At 67.3% G+C, this 18320-nt stretch carries 19 protein-coding genes; 15 read left to right on the forward strand and 4 right to left on the reverse strand.

The window, feature by feature from the left end:
• Positions 1 to 14: 14 nt before the first annotated feature.
• Positions 15 to 938, reverse strand: a complete 924-nt coding sequence (locus tag LJF27_RS15220; RefSeq protein ID WP_023116848.1) for a zinc ABC transporter substrate-binding protein — start codon at positions 936 to 938, stop codon at positions 15 to 17.
• Between the two features lie 69 nt (positions 939 to 1007).
• On the opposite strand from LJF27_RS15220, the gene zur reads away from it, so the two are divergent.
• From zur to LJF27_RS15280, 12 genes are all read left to right on the forward strand, one after another.
• On the forward strand, positions 1008 to 1511 hold the full coding sequence (gene zur / locus LJF27_RS15225) for a zinc uptake transcriptional repressor Zur (protein ID WP_003096992.1): 504 nt from the start codon (positions 1008 to 1010) through the stop codon (positions 1509 to 1511).
• Positions 1511 to 2320 (forward strand): zinc ABC transporter ATP-binding protein ZnuC, encoded by an 810-nt coding sequence (gene znuC / locus LJF27_RS15230; RefSeq protein ID WP_003099732.1) that lies wholly within the window; start codon positions 1511 to 1513, stop codon positions 2318 to 2320. The genes zur and znuC overlap by 1 nt, the downstream gene beginning before the upstream one ends.
• Complete coding sequence (gene znuB, locus LJF27_RS15235) at positions 2313 to 3101, forward strand: zinc ABC transporter permease subunit ZnuB (RefSeq protein ID WP_003096998.1); 789 nt, start codon at positions 2313 to 2315, stop codon at positions 3099 to 3101. The genes znuC and znuB overlap by 8 nt, the downstream gene beginning before the upstream one ends.
• A gap of 41 nt (positions 3102 to 3142) precedes the next feature.
• Positions 3143 to 3931 (forward strand): PA5502 family lipoprotein, encoded by a 789-nt coding sequence (locus LJF27_RS15240; RefSeq protein WP_003122325.1) that lies wholly within the window; start codon positions 3143 to 3145, stop codon positions 3929 to 3931.
• A gap of 206 nt (positions 3932 to 4137) precedes the next feature.
• Positions 4138 to 5145: a methionine ABC transporter ATP-binding protein gene (locus LJF27_RS15245; protein WP_003097002.1), complete on the forward strand. Its 1008-nt coding sequence runs from the start codon at positions 4138 to 4140 to the stop codon at positions 5143 to 5145.
• Complete coding sequence (locus LJF27_RS15250; RefSeq protein WP_003097004.1) at positions 5145 to 5822, forward strand: methionine ABC transporter permease; 678 nt, start codon at positions 5145 to 5147, stop codon at positions 5820 to 5822. Before LJF27_RS15245 ends, LJF27_RS15250 begins: the two co-directional genes overlap by 1 nt.
• A 76-nt stretch (positions 5823 to 5898) precedes the next feature.
• On the forward strand, positions 5899 to 6681 hold the full coding sequence (locus tag LJF27_RS15255; RefSeq protein ID WP_003097007.1) for a MetQ/NlpA family ABC transporter substrate-binding protein: 783 nt from the start codon (positions 5899 to 5901) through the stop codon (positions 6679 to 6681).
• 202 nt (positions 6682 to 6883) lie between these two features.
• Entirely contained in the window at positions 6884 to 7741 is an 858-nt protein-coding gene (gene qapR, locus LJF27_RS15260) for a transcriptional repressor QapR (RefSeq protein WP_003099726.1), read from the forward strand.
• Positions 7742 to 7745: 4 nt separating this feature from the next.
• The gene (locus tag LJF27_RS15265; protein ID WP_003099724.1) at positions 7746 to 8399 is read left to right on the forward strand and encodes an isochorismatase family cysteine hydrolase; all 654 of its coding nucleotides are present in this window, start codon (positions 7746 to 7748) and stop codon (positions 8397 to 8399) included.
• Positions 8396 to 9727: a glutamine synthetase family protein gene (locus tag LJF27_RS15270; protein ID WP_003099720.1), complete on the forward strand. Its 1332-nt coding sequence runs from the start codon at positions 8396 to 8398 to the stop codon at positions 9725 to 9727. Before LJF27_RS15265 ends, LJF27_RS15270 begins: the two co-directional genes overlap by 4 nt.
• Positions 9728 to 9794: 67 nt before the next feature.
• Positions 9795 to 10463, forward strand: a complete 669-nt coding sequence (locus LJF27_RS15275; RefSeq protein WP_003122323.1) for an N-formylglutamate amidohydrolase — start codon at positions 9795 to 9797, stop codon at positions 10461 to 10463.
• Between the two features lie 101 nt (positions 10464 to 10564).
• Entirely contained in the window at positions 10565 to 11914 is a 1350-nt protein-coding gene (locus tag LJF27_RS15280; protein ID WP_003099715.1) for an APC family permease, read from the forward strand.
• Positions 11915 to 11932: 18 nt separating this feature from the next.
• Here LJF27_RS15280 and LJF27_RS15285 read toward each other — a convergent pair whose 3' ends face one another.
• Both LJF27_RS15285 and LJF27_RS15290 read right to left on the reverse strand, forming a co-directional pair.
• On the reverse strand, positions 11933 to 13276 hold the full coding sequence (locus tag LJF27_RS15285; protein ID WP_003099712.1) for a sigma-54-dependent transcriptional regulator: 1344 nt from the start codon (positions 13274 to 13276) through the stop codon (positions 11933 to 11935).
• Positions 13273 to 15039 carry a sensor histidine kinase gene (locus LJF27_RS15290; protein WP_003114131.1) on the reverse strand — a complete coding sequence of 589 codons (1767 nt, stop codon included), beginning with the start codon at positions 15037 to 15039 and terminating at the stop codon, positions 13273 to 13275. The genes LJF27_RS15285 and LJF27_RS15290 overlap by 4 nt, the downstream gene beginning before the upstream one ends.
• A gap of 81 nt (positions 15040 to 15120) precedes the next feature.
• Between LJF27_RS15290 and poxA the strand changes: the two genes are divergently transcribed.
• Both poxA and LJF27_RS15300 read left to right on the forward strand, forming a co-directional pair.
• A complete protein-coding gene (gene poxA, locus LJF27_RS15295) occupies positions 15121 to 15999 on the forward strand; it encodes an alpha/beta hydrolase PoxA (protein WP_003099708.1) in 879 nt (292 codons plus the stop codon).
• A 70-nt stretch (positions 16000 to 16069) separates the two neighbouring features.
• Positions 16070 to 16858, forward strand: a complete 789-nt coding sequence (locus LJF27_RS15300; protein ID WP_003161965.1) for an OXA-50 family oxacillin-hydrolyzing class D beta-lactamase OXA-486 — start codon at positions 16070 to 16072, stop codon at positions 16856 to 16858.
• 12 nt (positions 16859 to 16870) lie between these two features.
• On the opposite strand, the gene LJF27_RS15305 is transcribed toward LJF27_RS15300, so the two are convergent.
• Complete coding sequence (locus LJF27_RS15305) at positions 16871 to 17371, reverse strand: DUF3301 domain-containing protein (protein WP_003121391.1); 501 nt, start codon at positions 17369 to 17371, stop codon at positions 16871 to 16873.
• A 32-nt stretch (positions 17372 to 17403) separates the two neighbouring features.
• On the opposite strand from LJF27_RS15305, the gene pdxY reads away from it, so the two are divergent.
• Positions 17404 to 18276: a pyridoxal kinase PdxY gene (gene pdxY, locus LJF27_RS15310; protein WP_003118451.1), complete on the forward strand. Its 873-nt coding sequence runs from the start codon at positions 17404 to 17406 to the stop codon at positions 18274 to 18276.
• The last annotated feature ends 44 nt before the right edge of the window (positions 18277 to 18320 follow it).

Raw genomic sequence — 18320 nt, forward strand, 5'->3', positions numbered from 1 at the left:
TCGGTCACGGGTTTTCAGAGCTTTTCCAGACAGCCGGCAAATTCGCCTGCCAGGTTGTTCAGAAGATTCTCATAGCCGTTGGCGTCCACGCTCACGTTCACGCCCAGGTCGTCCAGTTCGGCCAGGCGCACCGGCAGGCCTTCGCTGAGGGTGTCGGCCAGCCGCGGTCGAAGCGGCGGCTCGCTGAAGATGCAGGCCGGACCGGCGGCCTTCAGCTGGGCGCGCATGGCGGCGACATGGCGTGCTCCCGGCTGGACCTCCGCGGATACCGCGAACACGCCGGTATGGCGCAATCCGTAGGCTTCCTCGAAATAGTCGAAGGCTTCATGGAAGACGAAGAAAGGCTTGCCGGCAAGCTTGCCCAGGCGTTCGCGGAGTTTGCCGTCGAGCCCGCCGAGGCGCTCCTCGAAGGCCTTCAGGTTGGCCCGGTAGCGCCCGGCGTTGGCCGGGTCGACCTGGGCCAGGTCCTCGGCCATCCGCGCGGCGATGGTGCGGGCGTTGGCCGGCAACAGCCAGAGGTGGGCGTCGAGCATGCCGGGACGATGGTCATGGTCGTGCTCGTCGTGCCCGGCATGCTCCTCTTCCTCGAAATTGACGAACTTGCGCAGGTGCATGCCCGGCAGGTCCTGCACCGCGACGCTGGCGCCCTGGCGGCCGGCGAGCACCTTGGGCAGGAAGTTCTCCAGGTCCGGGCCGATCCAGTAGAACAATTGCACCTCGCGCAGCCGCCGTACGTCGGAAGGACGCAGGGCGTACTGGTGCGGCGAGGCGCCCGACGGCAGCAGTACGTCCGGCTGGCCGACGCCGTCCTGGATGGCCGCGGCGACCAGTTGCAGCGGTTTGATGCTGGTCAGCACGCTGACCTCGGCGCGCGCCGGCGAAGCCAGCAGGAACAGGGCGAAGCAGGCGGACAGCAGGGCAAAGGGACGCAGGGTCACGGCGGCACTCACATGAAAGGTGGTTAGCGGGTAATATAATAACGTCTCTACCCTCGAGCGTCGCAGCCCATGTACAAGATTGCGCCCAAGACCCCGCTGGCCTGCCAGCCCCATGACCACAGCCAGTGCGTCAGCACCGCGCTGGCCGAGGCCGATGCGCTGTGCGCGCGCCAGGGCGTACGCCTGACCGAATTGCGGCGGCGCGTGCTGGAGCTGGTCTGGCAGAGCCACAAGCCGCTGGGGGCCTACGATATCCTCGCGGTGCTCAGCGAAACCGACGGCCGCCGCGCCGCGCCGCCGACCGTCTACCGCGCGCTGGACTTCCTCCAGGAGAACGGCCTGGTGCACCGCATCGCCTCGCTCAACGCGTTCGTCGGCTGCAACAACCCGGAGCACAGCCACCAGGGCCAGTTCCTCATCTGCCGCACCTGCCACACCGCGATCGAGCTGGAACAGCCGGATATCAGCCGGGCCATCGTCGCCGGAGCGAACAGCGTCGGCTTCGCCGTTGAAAGCCAGACCGTCGAGGTGGTCGGCCTCTGCGGCACCTGCCGGGACCAGAAGGACGCCTGATGGACAACGCGCTGGTGCGGCTGACCCAGGTCGGCGTGTCCTTCAACGGCCAGGCGGTGCTGAGCGATGTCGACCTGGCCATCGAGCCCGGCCAGATCGTCACCCTGATCGGCCCCAACGGCGCCGGCAAGACCACCCTGGTACGCAGCGTGCTCGGCCTGCTCAAGCCGCACGTCGGCGAGGTCTGGCGACGGCCGCGGCTGACCATCGGCTACATGCCGCAGAAACTCCACGTCGACGCCACCCTGCCGCTCAGCGTACTGCGCTTCCTCCGCCTGGTACCCGGGGTCAGGCGCGAGCAGGCGCTGGCGGCGTTGCGCGAGGTCGGCGCGGCGCACGTGCTGGAGCGCCCGCTGCAAAGCATTTCCGGTGGCGAACTGCAACGCGTGCTGCTGGCCCGCGCTCTGCTGCGCAAGCCCGAGCTACTGGTGCTCGACGAGCCGGTGCAGGGCGTCGACGTCGCCGGCCAGGCCGAACTCTACCGCCTCATCGGCAAACTGCGCGACCGCTACGGCTGCGGTGTGCTGATGGTCTCCCACGACCTGCACCTGGTGATGAGCGCCACCGACCAGGTGGTCTGCCTGAACCGCCATGTCTGCTGCTCAGGGCACCCCGAGCAGGTCAGCGGCGACCCGGCCTTCGTCGAGCTGTTCGGCCAGGACGCTCGCAGCCTGGCGATCTACCACCACCATCACGACCACGCCCACGACCTCCACGGCGAGGTGGTCAAGGCCGGTCCCGGCGCCTTGCCTCCAGGCACCCGCTTCACTCCTGTCCACAAGCACGGCCCCGACTGCAACCATGGCTGACTTCCTGCTCAACGCCCTCCTCGCCGGCCTCGCCCTGGCCCTGGTGGCTGGCCCCCTGGGCTCCTTCGTGGTCTGGCGGCGGATGGCCTATTTCGGCGATACCCTGTCCCACGCCGCACTGCTCGGGGTAGCCCTGGGTTTCCTCCTCGATGTCAGCCCGACCCTGGCTGTGACCGTCGGCTGCGTGCTGCTCGCAGTGCTGCTGGTGACCCTGCAGCAGCGCCAGCCGCTGGCCGCCGACACCCTGCTGGGCATCCTCGCCCACAGCACCCTGTCGCTGGGCCTGGTCACCCTGAGCTTCATGAAGGAAGTGCGGGTCGACCTGATGGCTTACCTGTTCGGCGATCTGCTGGCGGTAAGCGCCAGCGACCTGCTGTGGATAATCGCCGGCAGCGCGCTGGTCCTGGCACTGATCTGCTTCCTCTGGCGGCCGCTGCTGGCGATCACCGTGCACGAGGAACTGGCGAAGGTGGAAGGCCTGCCGGTCGGAGCGATCCGCCTGGCGCTGATGTTGCTGATCGCCATCGTCATCGCCGTGGCGATGAAGATCGTCGGCGTACTGCTGATCACCTCGCTGCTGATCATTCCCGCCGCCGCCGCCCAGCGCCATGCCCGCAGTCCCGAGCAGATGGCGGTCGGCGCCAGCCTGCTGGGACTGGTCGCGGTGTGCGCCGGCCTGGCCCTGTCCTGGTTCAAGGATACCCCCGCCGGCCCCTCAATCGTGGTCAGCGCCGCCGGCCTGTTCCTGCTGAGTTTTGTCCTGCCCCGCCGCACGGTGTAGAATCTGGCGATTTTTTGACCAAACGAGAACCCGCAGGAATGATGTCGTCCTTCTTTCGCCTGCTGTCCGTCCTGGCGGCGGCGCTGCTGGTCAGCGCCTGCCAGGGCAATGCGTCGTCGCAACCGACGCCGGTGGTCGCGCCCCAGGCGCAGCCCGCCGATCCCTATGCCGAACTGCAGCAAACCCTGGCCGCCGGCAAGCTCGAACAGGCCGAGCAACAATGGCTGGCCCTGCGCAGCGCAGCCGCCGGCGACGAGCGCGTCGAAGCGTTCCGCCGCCAGTTGGCCGAGGCCTACATGCAGCGCGGGGAAACCGCGCTGCGTCAAGGAGACCTCAACACCGCCACCAGCGCCCTCGGCCATGCCCGCGGACTGATGCCCAAAGCGCCGGCGCTGACCGCCGGGCTGGACGGTGCGATCAACCGCGCCAAGGTCGATCCCGCCCGCGCCGAGCAGGCCCGACGCATGCAGCAGGCGGCCCAGCAGCAGATGCAGCAGATCATCCAGACGCCGCCCGGCGGCGAGCTGAAGCCGCTGCCCGGCGCTCCCCACCTGATCGATCCGCAAGCGGCCAGCAGCGCCGTGCCCCTGCCGATGCTCGACGGCACCGGCCAGGGCGGCCTCGGTGCGGTGCTCGACGCGGTGGCCGCGGATGTCGTCGCCTACCGTTGCAGGGTGCATATCGAAGTGCGCCGGGACAGCGACTATCCGCTGGTTTCCGACCAGCTCCTGGCGCGGGTGAAGAAGCTCTCACCCGATTTCGACCTGCATCTCAGCCATGTCGTACAGGCCGACAAGCCAACCCGATTGATACTTACCCCCCGGAATTGAGACCGGTCCTGCCCCGGCCGCAGCAGAAAGCGCTTGTCGGGAGCGCACCAGACGCTTATTCCATTTCAATGATTTTTCATCACCAATAAATATTAATAATGCATAAGAAAGCAAGGTAAAATGCTCGGTTTAGCTGACCGCCCATGCTTCCCGCCAAGCCCGTGCTCCAGCCGTAACAGCATCGCCGCACCCACAAGGTTCGCCCAGTGATCGAATTCCACGACGTCCACAAGACCTATCGAGTTGCCGGTCGGGAAATCCCCGCCTTGCAACCGACCCGCCTGAACATCCAGGCCGGGCAGATTTTCGGCCTGATCGGCCATTCCGGTGCCGGCAAGAGCACCCTGCTGCGCCTGATCAACCGCCTCGAGGAGCCCAGCGGCGGCCGCATCCTGGTCGAGGGCGAAGACGTCACCGCCCTCGACGCCGAAGGCCTGCGCCGTTTCCGCCAGCGCGTCGGGATGATCTTCCAGCACTTCAACCTGCTGTCCTCGAAGACCGTCGCCGACAACATCGCCATGCCCCTGCGCCTGGCCGGCGGCTTCAGCCGTGCCGAAGTCGATGCGCGGGTCTCCGAGCTGCTCGCGCGGGTCGGCCTGTCCGACCACGCGCGCAAGTATCCGGCCCAGCTCTCCGGCGGACAGAAACAGCGCGTCGGCATCGCTCGCGCCCTGGCCTGCCGGCCGAGCATCCTGCTCTGCGACGAGGCCACCAGCGCCCTCGATCCGCAGACCACCGCCTCGGTCCTGCAACTGCTGGCGGAAATCAATCGCGAGCTGAAGCTGACCATCGTCCTCATCACCCACGAGATGGACGTGATCCGCCGTGTCTGCGACCAGGTCGCGGTCATGGACGGCGGCGCCATCGTCGAGCAGGGCGATGTCGCCGATGTCTTCCTCCATCCGCAGCACCCGACCACCCGCCGCTTCGTGTTCGAGGCCGAACGAGTCGACGAGGACGAGCGCCACGACGATTTCGCCCACGTGCCGGGTCTCATCCTGCGCCTGACCTTCCGCGGCGAAGCCACCTATGCGCCGCTGCTGGGCACCGTGGCGCGGCAGACCGGGGTCGACTACAGCATCCTTTCCGGACGCATCGACCGCATCAAGGACACGCCCTACGGCCAGTTGACCCTGGCCCTGGTCGGCGGTGACCTGGAAGCCGCCATGAGCCAGTTGAACGCCGCTGACGTACATGTGGAGGTACTGCGCTGATGGACTTCTTCGAAACCATGAGCTTCGCCAACATCGACTGGTACGAAATCTGGCTGGCCAGCGTCGACACCTTCTGGATGCTCGGCGGTTCGCTGCTGTTCACAGTGGTCCTCGGCCTGCCCCTCGGCGTCCTGCTGTTCCTTACCGGGCCACGGCAGATGTTCGAGCAGAAGGCGGTCTACACCCTGCTCTCGCTAGTGGTGAACATCCTCCGTTCGTTGCCGTTCATCATCCTGCTGATCGTGATGATCCCGCTGACCGTACTGATCACCGGTACCTCGCTGGGCGTCGCCGGGGCCATCCCGCCGCTGGTGGTGGGCGCCACGCCGTTCTTCGCGCGCCTGGTGGAAACCGCGCTGCGCGAGGTCGACAAGGGCATCATCGAGGCAACCCAGGCGATGGGCGCCAGCACCCGGCAGATCATCTGGAACGCCCTGCTGCCGGAAGCCCGGCCGGGCATCATCGCCGCCATCACCGTCACCGCCATCACCCTGGTCTCGTACACCGCGATGGCCGGAGTGGTCGGCGCCGGCGGGCTGGGCGACCTGGCGATCCGCTTCGGCTATCAGCGCTTCCAGACCGACGTGATGGTGGTCACCGTGGTGATGCTGCTGATCCTCGTCCAGATTCTGCAAACCGTGGGCGACAAGCTGGTGGTGCACTTCTCGCGCAAGTAAGCTTGCCGGCCAAGCCCAAAACCCTGAGCGCCGCGGTTATCCACAGCCGCCAGGAACACCTCGAAAGGAGTTGAAGATGAAAAAACTGCTTGCTGCTTTCTCCGCTGTCGCGGCGCTCGGCCTCACCGCCGCCCAGGCCGCCGAGTCCCTCACCGTCGCGGCCACCCCGGTGCCGCACGCGGAGATCCTCAACGTGGTCAAGCCGCTGCTGGCCAAGGAAGGCGTGGACCTGAAGATCAAGGAGTTCACCGACTACGTGCAGCCGAACGTGCAGGTCTCGGAAAAGCGCCTGGACGCCAACTTCTTCCAGCACCAGCCGTACCTCGATGAGTTCAACAAGGCCAAGGGCACCGACCTGGTCGCCGTGACCGGCGTACACATCGAGCCGCTGGGCGCCTACTCGAGCAAGTACAAGAAGCTCGACGAACTGCCTTCCGGCGCTACCGTGGTGATCCCCAACGACGCCACCAACGGCGGCCGCGCCCTGCTCCTGCTGGACAAGGCCGGGGTGATCAAGCTCAAGGACAACAAGAGCATCACCGCCACGCCGAAGGACATCGTCGACAATCCGAAGAACATCAAGATCCGCGAACTGGAAGCCGCGACCCTGCCGCGCGTGCTGACCCAGGTCGACATGGCGCTGATCAATACCAACTACGCCCTGGAAGCCAAGCTGAACCCGACCAAGGATGCGCTGGCCATCGAAGGCAGCGACTCGCCCTACGTGAACATCCTCGTCGCGCGGCCGGACAACAAGGACAGCGACGCCATGCAGAAGCTGGCCAAGGCCCTGCACAGCGCCGAGGTCAAGCAGTTCATCCAGGAGAAATACAAAGGCGCGGTGGTACCGGCGTTCTGAGCCAAGCCGCGTAACCGCCCCTGGAAAAAGCCCGGTCTTCGACCGGGCTTTTTCGTTTCCGTCCCCGCCGTACGTCTGCCTGCCGTACCACAACAGAGGTCATTCGGCCGTTTGCGGGAAATGTAGTGAAAAAAACATTCCGTCACATATTGAACAATCTGAAAAATTCACTACACAATCGACCCACCTTCGAGGATGCCCCATGCAAGAACTAAAACAACGCCTGGCCTCCCCGCCCGCCGAACTGACGCCCGCGGAGCGCAAGGTGGTGCGTGCCCTGCTCGATGACTACCCGCGCCTCGGCCTCGGTCCGATGACGCGCCTGGCCCGGCACGCCGGAGTCAGCGACCCGACGATCATGCGCCTGGTGAAAAAGCTCGGCTTCGCCGGCTACGGCGACTTCCAGGAAGCGCTGCTGGCCGACGTCGACGACCGCCTGCGCTCGCCGCGCACCCTGCTCGCCGAACGCCGCGAGCGGATGGGCCGCGACGACACCTGGGCGCGCTACCTCGACCAGGCTGGCCAGAGCCTGCAACAGACCCTCGGCCTGACCCGCCCCGATGACATCCAGCGCCTCGCCGACTGGCTGCTCGACAGCCGCCTGCGCGTGCACTGCCACGGCGGACGCTTCAGCCGTTTCCTCGCCGGCTACCTGGTCACCCATCTGCGCCTGCTGCGCCCGCAGTGCCGATTGCTCGACGACGGCGCCCTGCTCCCCGACCAGCTCTACGACCTCGGCCGCCAGGACCTGCTGGTCCTGTTCGACTATCGCCGCTACCAGAGCCAGGCCCAGCACGTGGCCCAAGCCGCCAAGGCACGCGGCACACGGCTGGTGCTGTTCACCGACATCTACGCCTCGCCGCTGCGCGAACACGCCGACCTGATCGTCAGTTCGCCAGTGGAATCCGCCTCGCCCTTCGACTCGCTGGTGCCGGCCATGGCCCAGGTCGAGGCACTGGTAGCGACCCTGGTGGCGCGCATGGGCGCGCCGCTCGACGAACGCCTGGAGGGCATCGACCAGCTCCGCAACGCGTTCAGCAGTCATATTCTGGAGGAATGACCCGATGTTCAGTCTGCCCCACCACTCGCCGCGCGACCTGCCATTCGGCCGCCGGCAGACCGCCATCCTGTTCGTCGACATGCAGCGTGCCTGGGTCGAGCCGGGGCGCGACCCGCACGTCGATCCGCAGGCAGCCGGTTACTTCTACGAGCGCGTGCAGAACCAGGTGATCCCCAACCAGCAGCGCCTGCTCAGGGCCATGCGCGCAGTGGACGAGAACGTCCTGCACACCGTCATCGAGAGCCTCACCGCCGATGGTCGCGACCGCTCGCTGGATCACAAGCTGTCGGAGATGCACCTGCCCAAGGGCAGCCCGGACGCCAGGGTGATCGACGCCCTGGAGCCGACCGCCAACGAGATCGTGCTGCCGAAGACTTCTTCCGGCGTTTTCAACTCCACCGCCATCGACTACGTACTGCGCAACCTCGGCACCCGCCACCTGATCGTCTGCGGGGTGGTCACCGACCAGTGCGTGGACATGGCCGTGCGCGATGCCGCCGACCGCGGTTACCTGGTCACCCTGGTCGAGGATGCCTGCGCCACCCATACCCCGGAACGCCACCAGGCCTGCCTGGAAGCGATCAAGGGCTACTGCTGGATCAGCGACACCGAGACCGTCCTGCAACGCATCGCCGCCCTCGGCCGGAGCAACCTGTGAACCGCCTGCAGCCGGTACGCCTGGTCAGCTTCGTCACCACCGACCTGGCCGGCATCACCCGCGGGCGTTCGCTGCCCCTGGCGACCCTGGAGGAGCAATTGGCCAGCGGTTGCGGCTGGGTACCGGCGAACAGCTCGCTGACCCCGCAGGACCTGATCGACGAGAGCAGCCCCTGGGGCAGCCACGGCGACCTGCGCCTGCTGCCCGACCCGAACAGCCGGGTGCGCGTCGAGCAGGGTCCCGACGCCGCTGCGCCGGCGCTCGACTACCTGCACGGCAACCTGGTGGAAACCGACGGCACGCCGTGGCCGGCCTGCCCGCGCAGCCTGCTGCGGGCCGAGGTGGAACGCTATCGCGACAGCGGCCTGCAGGTCATCGCGGCGTTCGAACACGAATTCAGCCTGCTCGGCCTGCCCGGTGAGCGTCCGGCCGCGGCGTTTTCGCTGCAGGCCCAGCGTGCCGCCGGGCAGTTCCCCGGCTGGCTGGTCAGCGCCCTGGCCCAGGCTGGCACCGAGCCGGAGATGTTCCTCCCCGAATACGGCCAGCGCCAGTACGAGGTCACCTGCCGCCCGGCGCAGGGCGTGGCCGCCGCCGACCGCGCGGTGAACGTCCGCGAGGTCACTCGCGAAGTGGCGCGGCAGATGGGCCTGCGTACCTGCTTCGCACCGCTGCCGGCACCCGGCGCGGTGACCAACGGGGTGCACCTGCACCTGAGCCTGCAACATGCCGACGGCAGCCCGCTGCTGTACGAGCCCGGTCGACCCAACGATCTCTCCGAACTCGGCGAGCACTGGGCCGCCGGCGTGCTCGCGCACCTGCCAGCGCTGTGCGCGCTGACCGCTCCTACCGCCGCCTCCTACCTGCGCCTGAAACCCCACCACTGGAGCGCCGCCTACGCCTGCCTGGGACTGCGCAACCGCGAAGCGGCGCTGCGCATCTGCCCGGTGGTGAGCGTCGGCGGCAAGCCGCTGGGCAAGCAGTACAACCTGGAATTCCGGCCGATGGACGCCACCGCCTGTCCGCACCTGGCGATGGCCGCGGTGCTGATCGCCGGCCGCCTGGGCATCGAACGACGCCTGCCGCTGCGCGCCCTGGCCGATGTCGATCCGCACGGCCTCAGCGACGAAGAGCGCCAGGCCCGCGGCATCCAGGCCCTGCCGGCGACCCTCGGCGATGCGCTCGACTGCCTGCAACGCGACGAGGCGCTCTGTGCCGAGCTGCCAAAGCCGCTGCTGGACACCTACCTCGCCATGAAGCGCCACGAACTGGCGCTGACGGCGGGCCTTTCCGACGACGACCTGTGCCGCCACTATGCCGAGCTCTACTGACAACCCCGAACTCGGCATCTACCAGCTGCCGCCCTACCACCTGCTCAATCCCCAAGGGCGCAGCCCGGTGGTCCTGGTCTGCGAGCATGCCAGCCGGCACATTCCGCTGGAGTTGCAGCGCCTCGGCCTGGACCAGGCCGCGGCGGAAGAACACATCGCCTGGGATATCGGCGCCCTGGCGCTGGCCGAAGAGCTTTCCCGGCGACTCGACGCGCCATTGCTGGCGGCCGGCTACTCGCGTCTGCTGATCGACCTGAACCGACCGCTGGAGGCGCCCGACAGCATTCCGCCGCACAGCGAGGTCTACCCCGTTCCCGGCAACCGCGAGCTGTCCGAGACGGTGCGCCGCTATCGCCAGGATTGCCTGTTCCATCCGTTCCACCAGCGCCTGACGCAACTGCTCGACGAGCGCCAGGCCGCCGGCGTGCCGACCCGCGTGGTCGGCGTGCACAGTTTTACCCCGGTGTACCACGGCAGACCCCGCCCGCTGGTTGCCGGGGTGCTTTATCGCAACGCCGGCGCCTACGCCAGGCGCATCCTCGACGGTTTGCGCCGACACGGCCTGGAAGTCGCCGGCAACCAGCCCTATGCGATCGACCCGGCGGAAGACACTACCGTTCCGGTGCATGGCGACGCACGCGGTCTGGAAGCGGTGCTGCTGGAGATCCGCAACGATGGATTGCGCACGCCGGATGCGGTGTACGCCTGGGCCGAGCGTCTGTATCCCTGGCTCTGATGCGATGACCGGCGCCGCCGGTCGCCAACAACGAGAAAGAGGCCCGCTTCGCGTGCGGCGCCGATAACGACAATACGCTGCCTTTTCCCGAGGAGCCCGTCATGGCCATCGAACAGTTCGGATACCGGCAACAGCTGCGCCGCAGCCTGTCCCTGAGCGACCTGATCATCTACGGGATGATCTTCATGATCCCCATCGCCCCGTTCGGGGTCTACGGCTGGGTCCATGCCGACGCCCACGGCATGGTGCCGATGGCCTACCTGGTGGGCATGCTGGCGATGCTCTTCACCGCCCTCAGCTACGGAGCCATGGCCAAGGCCTTTCCGATTGCCGGCTCGGTGTATTCCTACGCCCAGCGCGGCATCCACCCCCATGTCGGCTTCATCGCCGGCTGGGTGCTGCTGCTCGACTACCTGCTGATCCCGCCGCTGCTCTACGTGTTCAGCGCGCTGGCGCTGAACCACTTGTTCCCGGCGATCCCCAAGCTGGCCTGGATGCTGCTGTTCCTGGTCTCGGCGACCCTGGTCAACCTGCGCGGCATCACCTTCGCCGCCCGCGCCAACCTGTTGTTCCTGATCGGAGAGCTGGTGGTGCTGGCGATCTTCCTGGTGGTCGGCTACCAGGCGCTGGAAGGCGGCCTGGGCAACGGCCGGCTGACCCTCGAACCGCTGTATCGCCCGGAAGCCTTCGATCTCGGCCTGGTAATGAAGGCCGCCTCGATCGCCGTACTGTCGTTCCTCGGCTTCGACGCCATCTCCACCCTCGCCGAGGAGGTCAAGGGCGATCCCGCCCGGCAGATCGGCCGCGCCGCGCTGATCGCGCTGTTCATCATGGGCGGCATCTTCATCGCGCAGACCTGGCTGGCCACCGACCTCGCCGCCGGGATGAACTTCAAGTCGGCGGACACCGCCTTCTACGAGATCGCCGAAGCGGCCGGTGGCCAGTGGCTGTCGATGCTGACCGCGGTAGCCACCGCGCTGGCCTGGGGTGTCACGGTGTCGATCACCTCGCAGGCAGCGGTCTCGCGCCTGCTCTACTCGATGGCCCGCGACGGCAGACTGCCGCGCGCGCTGGCCAGGGTCCATCCGCGCTACCAGACGCCGCACGTCAGCCTGTACCTGGTGGCGGTGCTGTCGCTGGGAATCGGCTGGGCCTTCCTCGACGCACCGGACGTGCTCACCTCACTGGTGAACTTCGGTGCCCTCACCGGCTTCTGCCTGCTGCACCTGAGCGTGATCAACCACTACTACCGCCGCCAGCGCTCCGGCCAGTGGTTGCGGCATCTACTGTTCCCGCTGGTGGGCCTGGCGATCATCGCCTACGTGCTGTACAGCATGAGCCTCGACGCACAGTTGCTCGGACTGGCCTGGATCGCGGTGGGGCTGGTCTACCTGGCGTTGCTGCAACGCGGCGGGCGCCAGGCGCCAACGGAGTTGGCGAAGGATCTCTGACGCCTCGCGAGGGCTGGTTCAAGCCGGCTCTTCGCCGACGAAATCGCTGCGGCTGAGGCCATGCCGCAGCATCTTTTCGTTGAGTGTCCGGCGCGGCAGTTGCAGCAACTCCATCACCGCCTTGATATCCCCGCGGCACTGGCCGAGCGCCTGGCGCAGGCACTCCGCCTCGAAGGCTTCCATGCGTTCCGCCAGCCCCGAGGTAAGGCCGCCGCCTTCCTCCGCGTCCCCACGCTCCAGGCCGAGGACATGACGCTCGGCGGCGTTGGCCAGCTCGCGTACATTGCCAGGCCAGTCGTGGGCCATCAGCCGCGCCAGTTCCGCCGGCGCGGCGGGCTGCGGCTCGCGGCCGAGGCGCTGGCTGGCAACGCTGGCGAAATGTTCGAAGAGCAGCGGGATGTCCTCGCGACGCTCGCGGATCGGCGGCAGGCGCAGCTCGGCGACGTTCAGGCGATACACCAGGTCCTCGCGGAAGCGTCCGGCACGTGCTTCGGCCAGCAGGTCGGGCTTGGTCGCGGCAATCACCCGCAGGTCGACGTGGATGCTCTGGTTCGAGCCGAGCCGCTCCAGTTGCTGCTCCTGCAGGACGCGCAGCAGCTTGACCTGCTGCGCCAACGGCATGCTTTCGATCTCGTCGAGGAACAGGGTGCCGCCATGGGCATGCTCGAGCTTGCCGATGCGCTTGCCCTGCGCGCCGGTGAAGGCGCCGCTCTCATGACCGAACAGCTCGCTCTCGAACAGTTGCTCGGGAATCGCCGCGCAGTTCAGCGCCACGAACGGCTTGTCGGCGCGCGGCCCGAAGTCGTGCAGGCAGCGGGCAACCAGTTCCTTGCCGCTGCCGGTCTCGCCACGGATCAGGACGTTCACCGGGGTCGGCGCCAGGGCCAGAACCTGCCGGCGCAACGCTTCCATCGGCTTGGACACGCCGAGCAGACGCGCATCGACCTGGTCCTTGAGACTGGCCTGCTCCTTCAGGCGCCGGTTCTCCAGCACCAGGCGGCGCTTTTCCAGCGCGCGCCGCAAACTGCCGAGCAGGCGCTCGGGCGTGAAGGGTTTCTCGATGAAGTCGTAGGCACCCTGGCGCATGGCCTCCACCGCCATCGGCACGTCGCCGTGCCCGGTGACCATGATCACCGGCAGGTCGCGATCGACCGCCTGCAGGTTGGCGAGCAGTTGCAGGCCGTCCATGCCGGGCATGCGCACATCGCTGATGACCACCCCGGCGAAGGACTTGTCCAACGCTCCCAGGCACTCCTCGGCGCGCAGGCACAGGCGCACCTCGAAGCCGGACAGCTCCAGCCATTGCTGCACCGCTTCGCGGATCGTCGCTTCGTCGTCGACGAAGATCACCTGGTCGCTCATGTCGTTACGCTCGTGTCATCGGGGGCCGCCGGCAGGATCAGGCTGAACACCGCTCCCGCTTCGGCATTGGCGACCTGCAGGCGGCCGCCGAGTTCGTGGACGATCCCATAGGATACCGCCAGGCCGAGGCCGAGTCCCTCTCCCACCGGCTTGGTGGTGAAGAACGGATCGAAGACGCTGCCCAGGTGCTCGGCGGGAATCCCGCCGCCGTTGTCGGCGACGCTCAGCACCCAGTCGCCACCAAGCCGTTGCAGGGCCAGGCGGATCCATGGCCGCTCCTGGCCGGCAACGGCATCCAGGGCGTTGCGCAGCAGGTTGACCAGCACCTGTTCCAGGCGGATCGCGTCACCCATCACCCAGGCCGGCCAGAGCAGCGCCTGCTCGATCTCCACCCGTTCGGCGCGGATTCGCGGCAGCAACAACTGCTGCGCCTGTTCGACCACGTGACCCAACTCGATACGCTCGCGCAGGCCGCCGGCGCTCTTGCGCGCGAAGGTCTTCAGGTGGCCGGTGAGCGCGGCCATGCGTTCGAGCATCTGGTCGATGCGCGGCAACGCCTGGCGCGCCTCGTCGTGGCGTCCGGCGTCGAGCAGGAGGCGCAGGCTGGCCAGTTGCATGCGCTGGGCGGTGAGCGGCTGGTTGATCTCATGGGCCAGGGCTGCCGACATCTGCCCCAGGGCGGCCAGCTTGGCCGCCTGCACCAGGCCGTCCTGCGCGGTACGCAGGTCGGCGGTGCGCTGCTCGACCAGGCGCTCCAGCTCCTCCCGGCTACGTTGCCGCAGGCGGGCGATACGCCAGCGCTGGTGCAGGAACAAGCCGAGGAAGACCAGCGCCAGCCAGGTGCCGGCGGCGGCCAGGCGCGCGGTGGCGACGTCGTCCTGGATGCTCGCGGTGTCGCGCAGCAAGTGGAGGGTCCAGCCGTCGTTGGGCAGGTCCAGCGATTGCCAGAGGTAGTCCTTCTCGCCGTCGGCGCTTTCCACCCGCGCCAGACGGCGGTCTTCGCCGTAGCTGCGCAAGGTCTGGTGGCGCAGGGGTGTCAGGGGCTGGCGATCGTATTGCCGGGTCTCCGCCAGTTCGAAGCGGTCCACGGTATCCAGCGGTTCCAGTTCGCGGTAGCGCCAACCGGCGTGGTTGGCGAGGAACACGATGCCCTTGGCGTCGCTGGCCAGGACCAGGTCGGGGGTCTGGTTCCACTGCCGTTCCAGATCGGGAAACTCCAGCTTGACCACGATTGCGCCCAGGAAGCTGCCGTCCTCGGCGCGCACCGCGTGGGACAGGAAATAACCGGGAATCCCGCTGATCACCCCGACCGCATAGAAACGTCCGGAGCCTTGGGCGATGGTCTGGCGGAAATAGGGACGGAAACCGTAGTTGTGGCCCACGTAGCTGGTCGGCAGGTTCCAGTTGCTCGCCGCCACGGCCAGCCCGGTACGGTCGAGCAGCTCCAGGGTGGAGGAGCGGGCGGCCAGGTTGATGCTTTCCAGCTTGAGGTTGAGGCGCTGCTGCAACTCGCCGTCGATCGGCCCGGCCAGCGCCGCGCGCAGGTCCGGATCCAGCGCCAGTACCGCCGGCAGGCTGCGGAAGCGTTCGATCAGGGTCTGCAGCGAGCCGGCGTAGAGGTCCAGCTGCTTGCGCACCTGTTCGCCCTCGGCGCGTAGCGCCTGCTGCCGCGCCTGGCGACCCGCCCAGTCCATGGACAGCAGCAGGCCGCCGAGCAGCGGCAGCAACAGCAGGAACAGGCGCAGCGGACGGGACAAGGACATCGGCGGATCGAAACGGCGGCGGGAAGCGGCGACGATAGCACGGCGCCCGGTTACACTGCGCGCCGTACGAGGAGTCCGCCCATGTCGCTATCCCCCTGGTCCCATTCCTGCTCGGCCGGTTTCACCCTGCGCGGCTGGCGCAGCGAACCGAGCGGCAAGCCGTTGCTGCATTTCCTCCATGGCAACGGCTTCTGCGGCCGCACCTACGAACCGATGCTGCGTCTGTTGGCGGAGGATTTCGACCTCTGGCTGTGCGACATCCAGGGCCACGGCGAAAGCGACCACGGCGGCCGCTTCCACGGCTGGAACCGCAACGCCGAGATGGCGGTGGAGGCCTTCGAGGCCGGGCGCGGTCCCTATGGAGATGTCCAGCGACTGGCCTGCGGGCACAGCTTCGGCGGCGTCCTCAGCAGCCTCGTCCTGGCCCGCCATCCCACCCTGTTCGCCCGCGCCGTGCTGCTCGACCCGGTACTGTTCACCCCGGCGATGATCGGCGTGATGGCACTTTCCGAGACCCTCGGCCTGCAATTGCGCGGCAGCCTGGCGAAGAAGGCGCGCCTGCGCCGCAGCCAGTGGCCCGATCGCGCAGCCGCCTACGCCGGCTTGCGCGGCCGCGGTATCTTCAAGGGCTGGACCGACGAGGCGCTGTGGGCCTACGTGGAATATGCGCTGAAGGAGAGCGACGGCGGAGTCGAGCTGAAGTGCCGGCCAAGCCGCGAAGCGGAGATCTTCAGCTCCTTCCCCAGGCGGCTGTGGCCGTCGCTGGGCAAGATCACCACGCCGACCCGCGTGCTCTACGGTGACCGCACCTACCCTTTCGTCGCCAAGTCGGTGGCGCGCTGGTGCTCGCTCAACCCCCAGGTCAGCGCCCACGTGGTGGTCGGCGGCCACTGCTTCATGCAGGAAGACCCGGCCGATGCCGCCGAACGCGTACGCGACTTTCTCCTGCCCAATCCATGAACGCTCCTTCCGTGGGGAATCCGGCGCTCATCCATCGGTCCCAGGGAGGATGACTCCACAGGACCGAGCCATGCGCCCTCTCCTCTTCAGTGCCCTTCTCCTGCTTTCCGGGCATACCCAGGCCAGCGAATGGAACGACAGCCAGGCCGTGGACAAGCTATTCGGCGCGGCCGGGGTGAAAGGCACCTTCGTCCTCTACGATGTGCAGCGGCAGTGCTATGTCGGCCATGACCGGGAGCGCGCGGAAACCCGCTTCGTTCCCGCTTCCACCTACAAGGTGGCGAACAGCCTGATCGGCTTATCCACAGGGGCGGTTAGATCCGCCGACGAGGTTCTTCCCTATGGCGGCAAGCCCCAGCGCTTCAAGGCCTGGGAGCACGACATGAGCCTGCGCGAGGCGATCAAGGCATCGAACGTACCGGTCTACCAGGAACTGGCGCGGCGCATCGGCCTGGAGCGGATGCGCGCCAATGTCTCGCGCCTGGGTTACGGCAACGCGGAAATCGGCCAGGTTGTGGATAACTTCTGGTTGGTGGGACCGCTGAAGATCAGCGCGATGGAACAGACCCGCTTTCTGCTCCGACTGGCGCAGGGAGAATTGCCATTCCCCGCCCCGGTGCAGTCCACCGTGCGCGCCATGACCCTGCTGGAAAGCGGCCCGGGCTGGGAGCTGCACGGCAAGACAGGCTGGTGCTTCGACTGCACGCCGGAACTCGGCTGGTGGGTGGGCTGGGTGAAGCGCAACGAGCGGCTCTACGGCTTCGCCCTGAACATCGACATGCCCGGCGGCGAGGCCGACATCGGCAAGCGCGTCGAACTGGGCAAGGCCAGTCTCAAGGCTCTCGGGATACTGCCCTGACGCTCTGCCGCCTCAGTCGCCGACCTTTTTCTGCCGGGACTGCCGCCACTCGTCGAGGCGAATCACCTCGGCGCTATGCACCGGCGGGTTGTCGACCTCGGCGGCCGCCTCGAAGCGATGCGGGGCCAATTCGATGGCGCCGAGGTGATAGCCATACATGACGATGCGCCCGGCGTAGCGTTCCTCGCCGCTGACGGTGAATTCGAAACCGAACTCGCGGCTCAGCCGCCACTGACCACGGTGGTCACGGGCCAGGCGCAGGCGCCGGCGCGCGACATTCTCGTCGAGCAGTTCCACGCCCTGCTTGGCGCAATGCTGCTTGGCCAGCAGCAACGCCCGCTCGCGCACGCCATGGGCGCGCCACCACCAGGCTGCGGCGGCGCCCAACAGGAGCATGACGAAAAGGTTACCCAGGGTCACGAGCGGAATCCGGTGTAGGGGGACGGCCAGCTTACCCGTTCTCCCGGCAGGCAGCGAGTGGGGGGTGTTTTCGCCATGTGAATTAGCCCCCATACTGCGCCGACTCAGCTGTAGGAAGTCGTCTCATGCCACGCACGCCCCACCTGCTCGCCATCCAGTCCCATGTGGTCTTCGGCCACGCCGGCAATGCCGCGGCGGTGTTCCCGATGCAGCGCATCGGAATCAACGTCTGGCCGTTGAACACGGTGCAATTCTCCAACCACACCCAGTACGGTCGATGGACCGGGCAGGTGCTGCCGCCGGAGCAGATCCCGGCGCTGGTGGACGGTATTGCCGGCATCGGCGAACTGGGCAACTGCGACGCGGTGCTGTCCGGCTATCTCGGCAGCGCCGCCCAGGGCCGCGCCATTCTCGATGTGGTGGCACGGATCAAACAGGCCAACCCTCGGGCGTTGTACCTCTGCGACCCGGTCATGGGCCACCCGGAAAAAGGCTGCATCGTGGCCCCGGAGGTCAGCGACTTCCTGCTGGAAGAAGCCGCCGCGGTCGCCGACTACCTGTGTCCCAACCAGTTGGAGCTGGACAGCTTCTGCGACCGCCAGCCGGACTCCCTCGCCGACTGCGTGGAAATGGCACGGAGCCTGCTGGCACGCGGTCCCAGGGCAATCCTGGTAAAGCACCTGAACTATCCGGGCAAGGCCGGCGACACCTTCGAGATGCTGCTGGTGGCCGCCGATCAGGCCTGGCACCTGCAACGCCCGCTGCTGGCCTTCCCGCGGCAACCGGTCGGAGTCGGCGACCTGGCCTCGGGGCTGTTCCTCTCTCGCCTGCTGCTCGGCGACGACTTGCGTAACGCCTTCGAATTCACCGGCGCCGCGGTCCATGAAGTGCTGCTGGAAACCCAGGCCTGCGGCAGCTACGAGCTGGAGCTGGTGCGGGCGCAGGATCGGATCGCACATCCACGTCTCAAATTCGAAGCGAAAAAAATCTCACCATAAAAAATTGCTTTACCATATGGCATTTTGCCCCTTGAGCGCGGTAT

Origin of the sequence: Pseudomonas sp. 203-8 (genome assembly GCF_020708595.1) — a bacterium.
Taxonomy (GTDB): Bacteria; Pseudomonadota; Gammaproteobacteria; order Pseudomonadales; family Pseudomonadaceae; genus Pseudomonas; species Pseudomonas aeruginosa.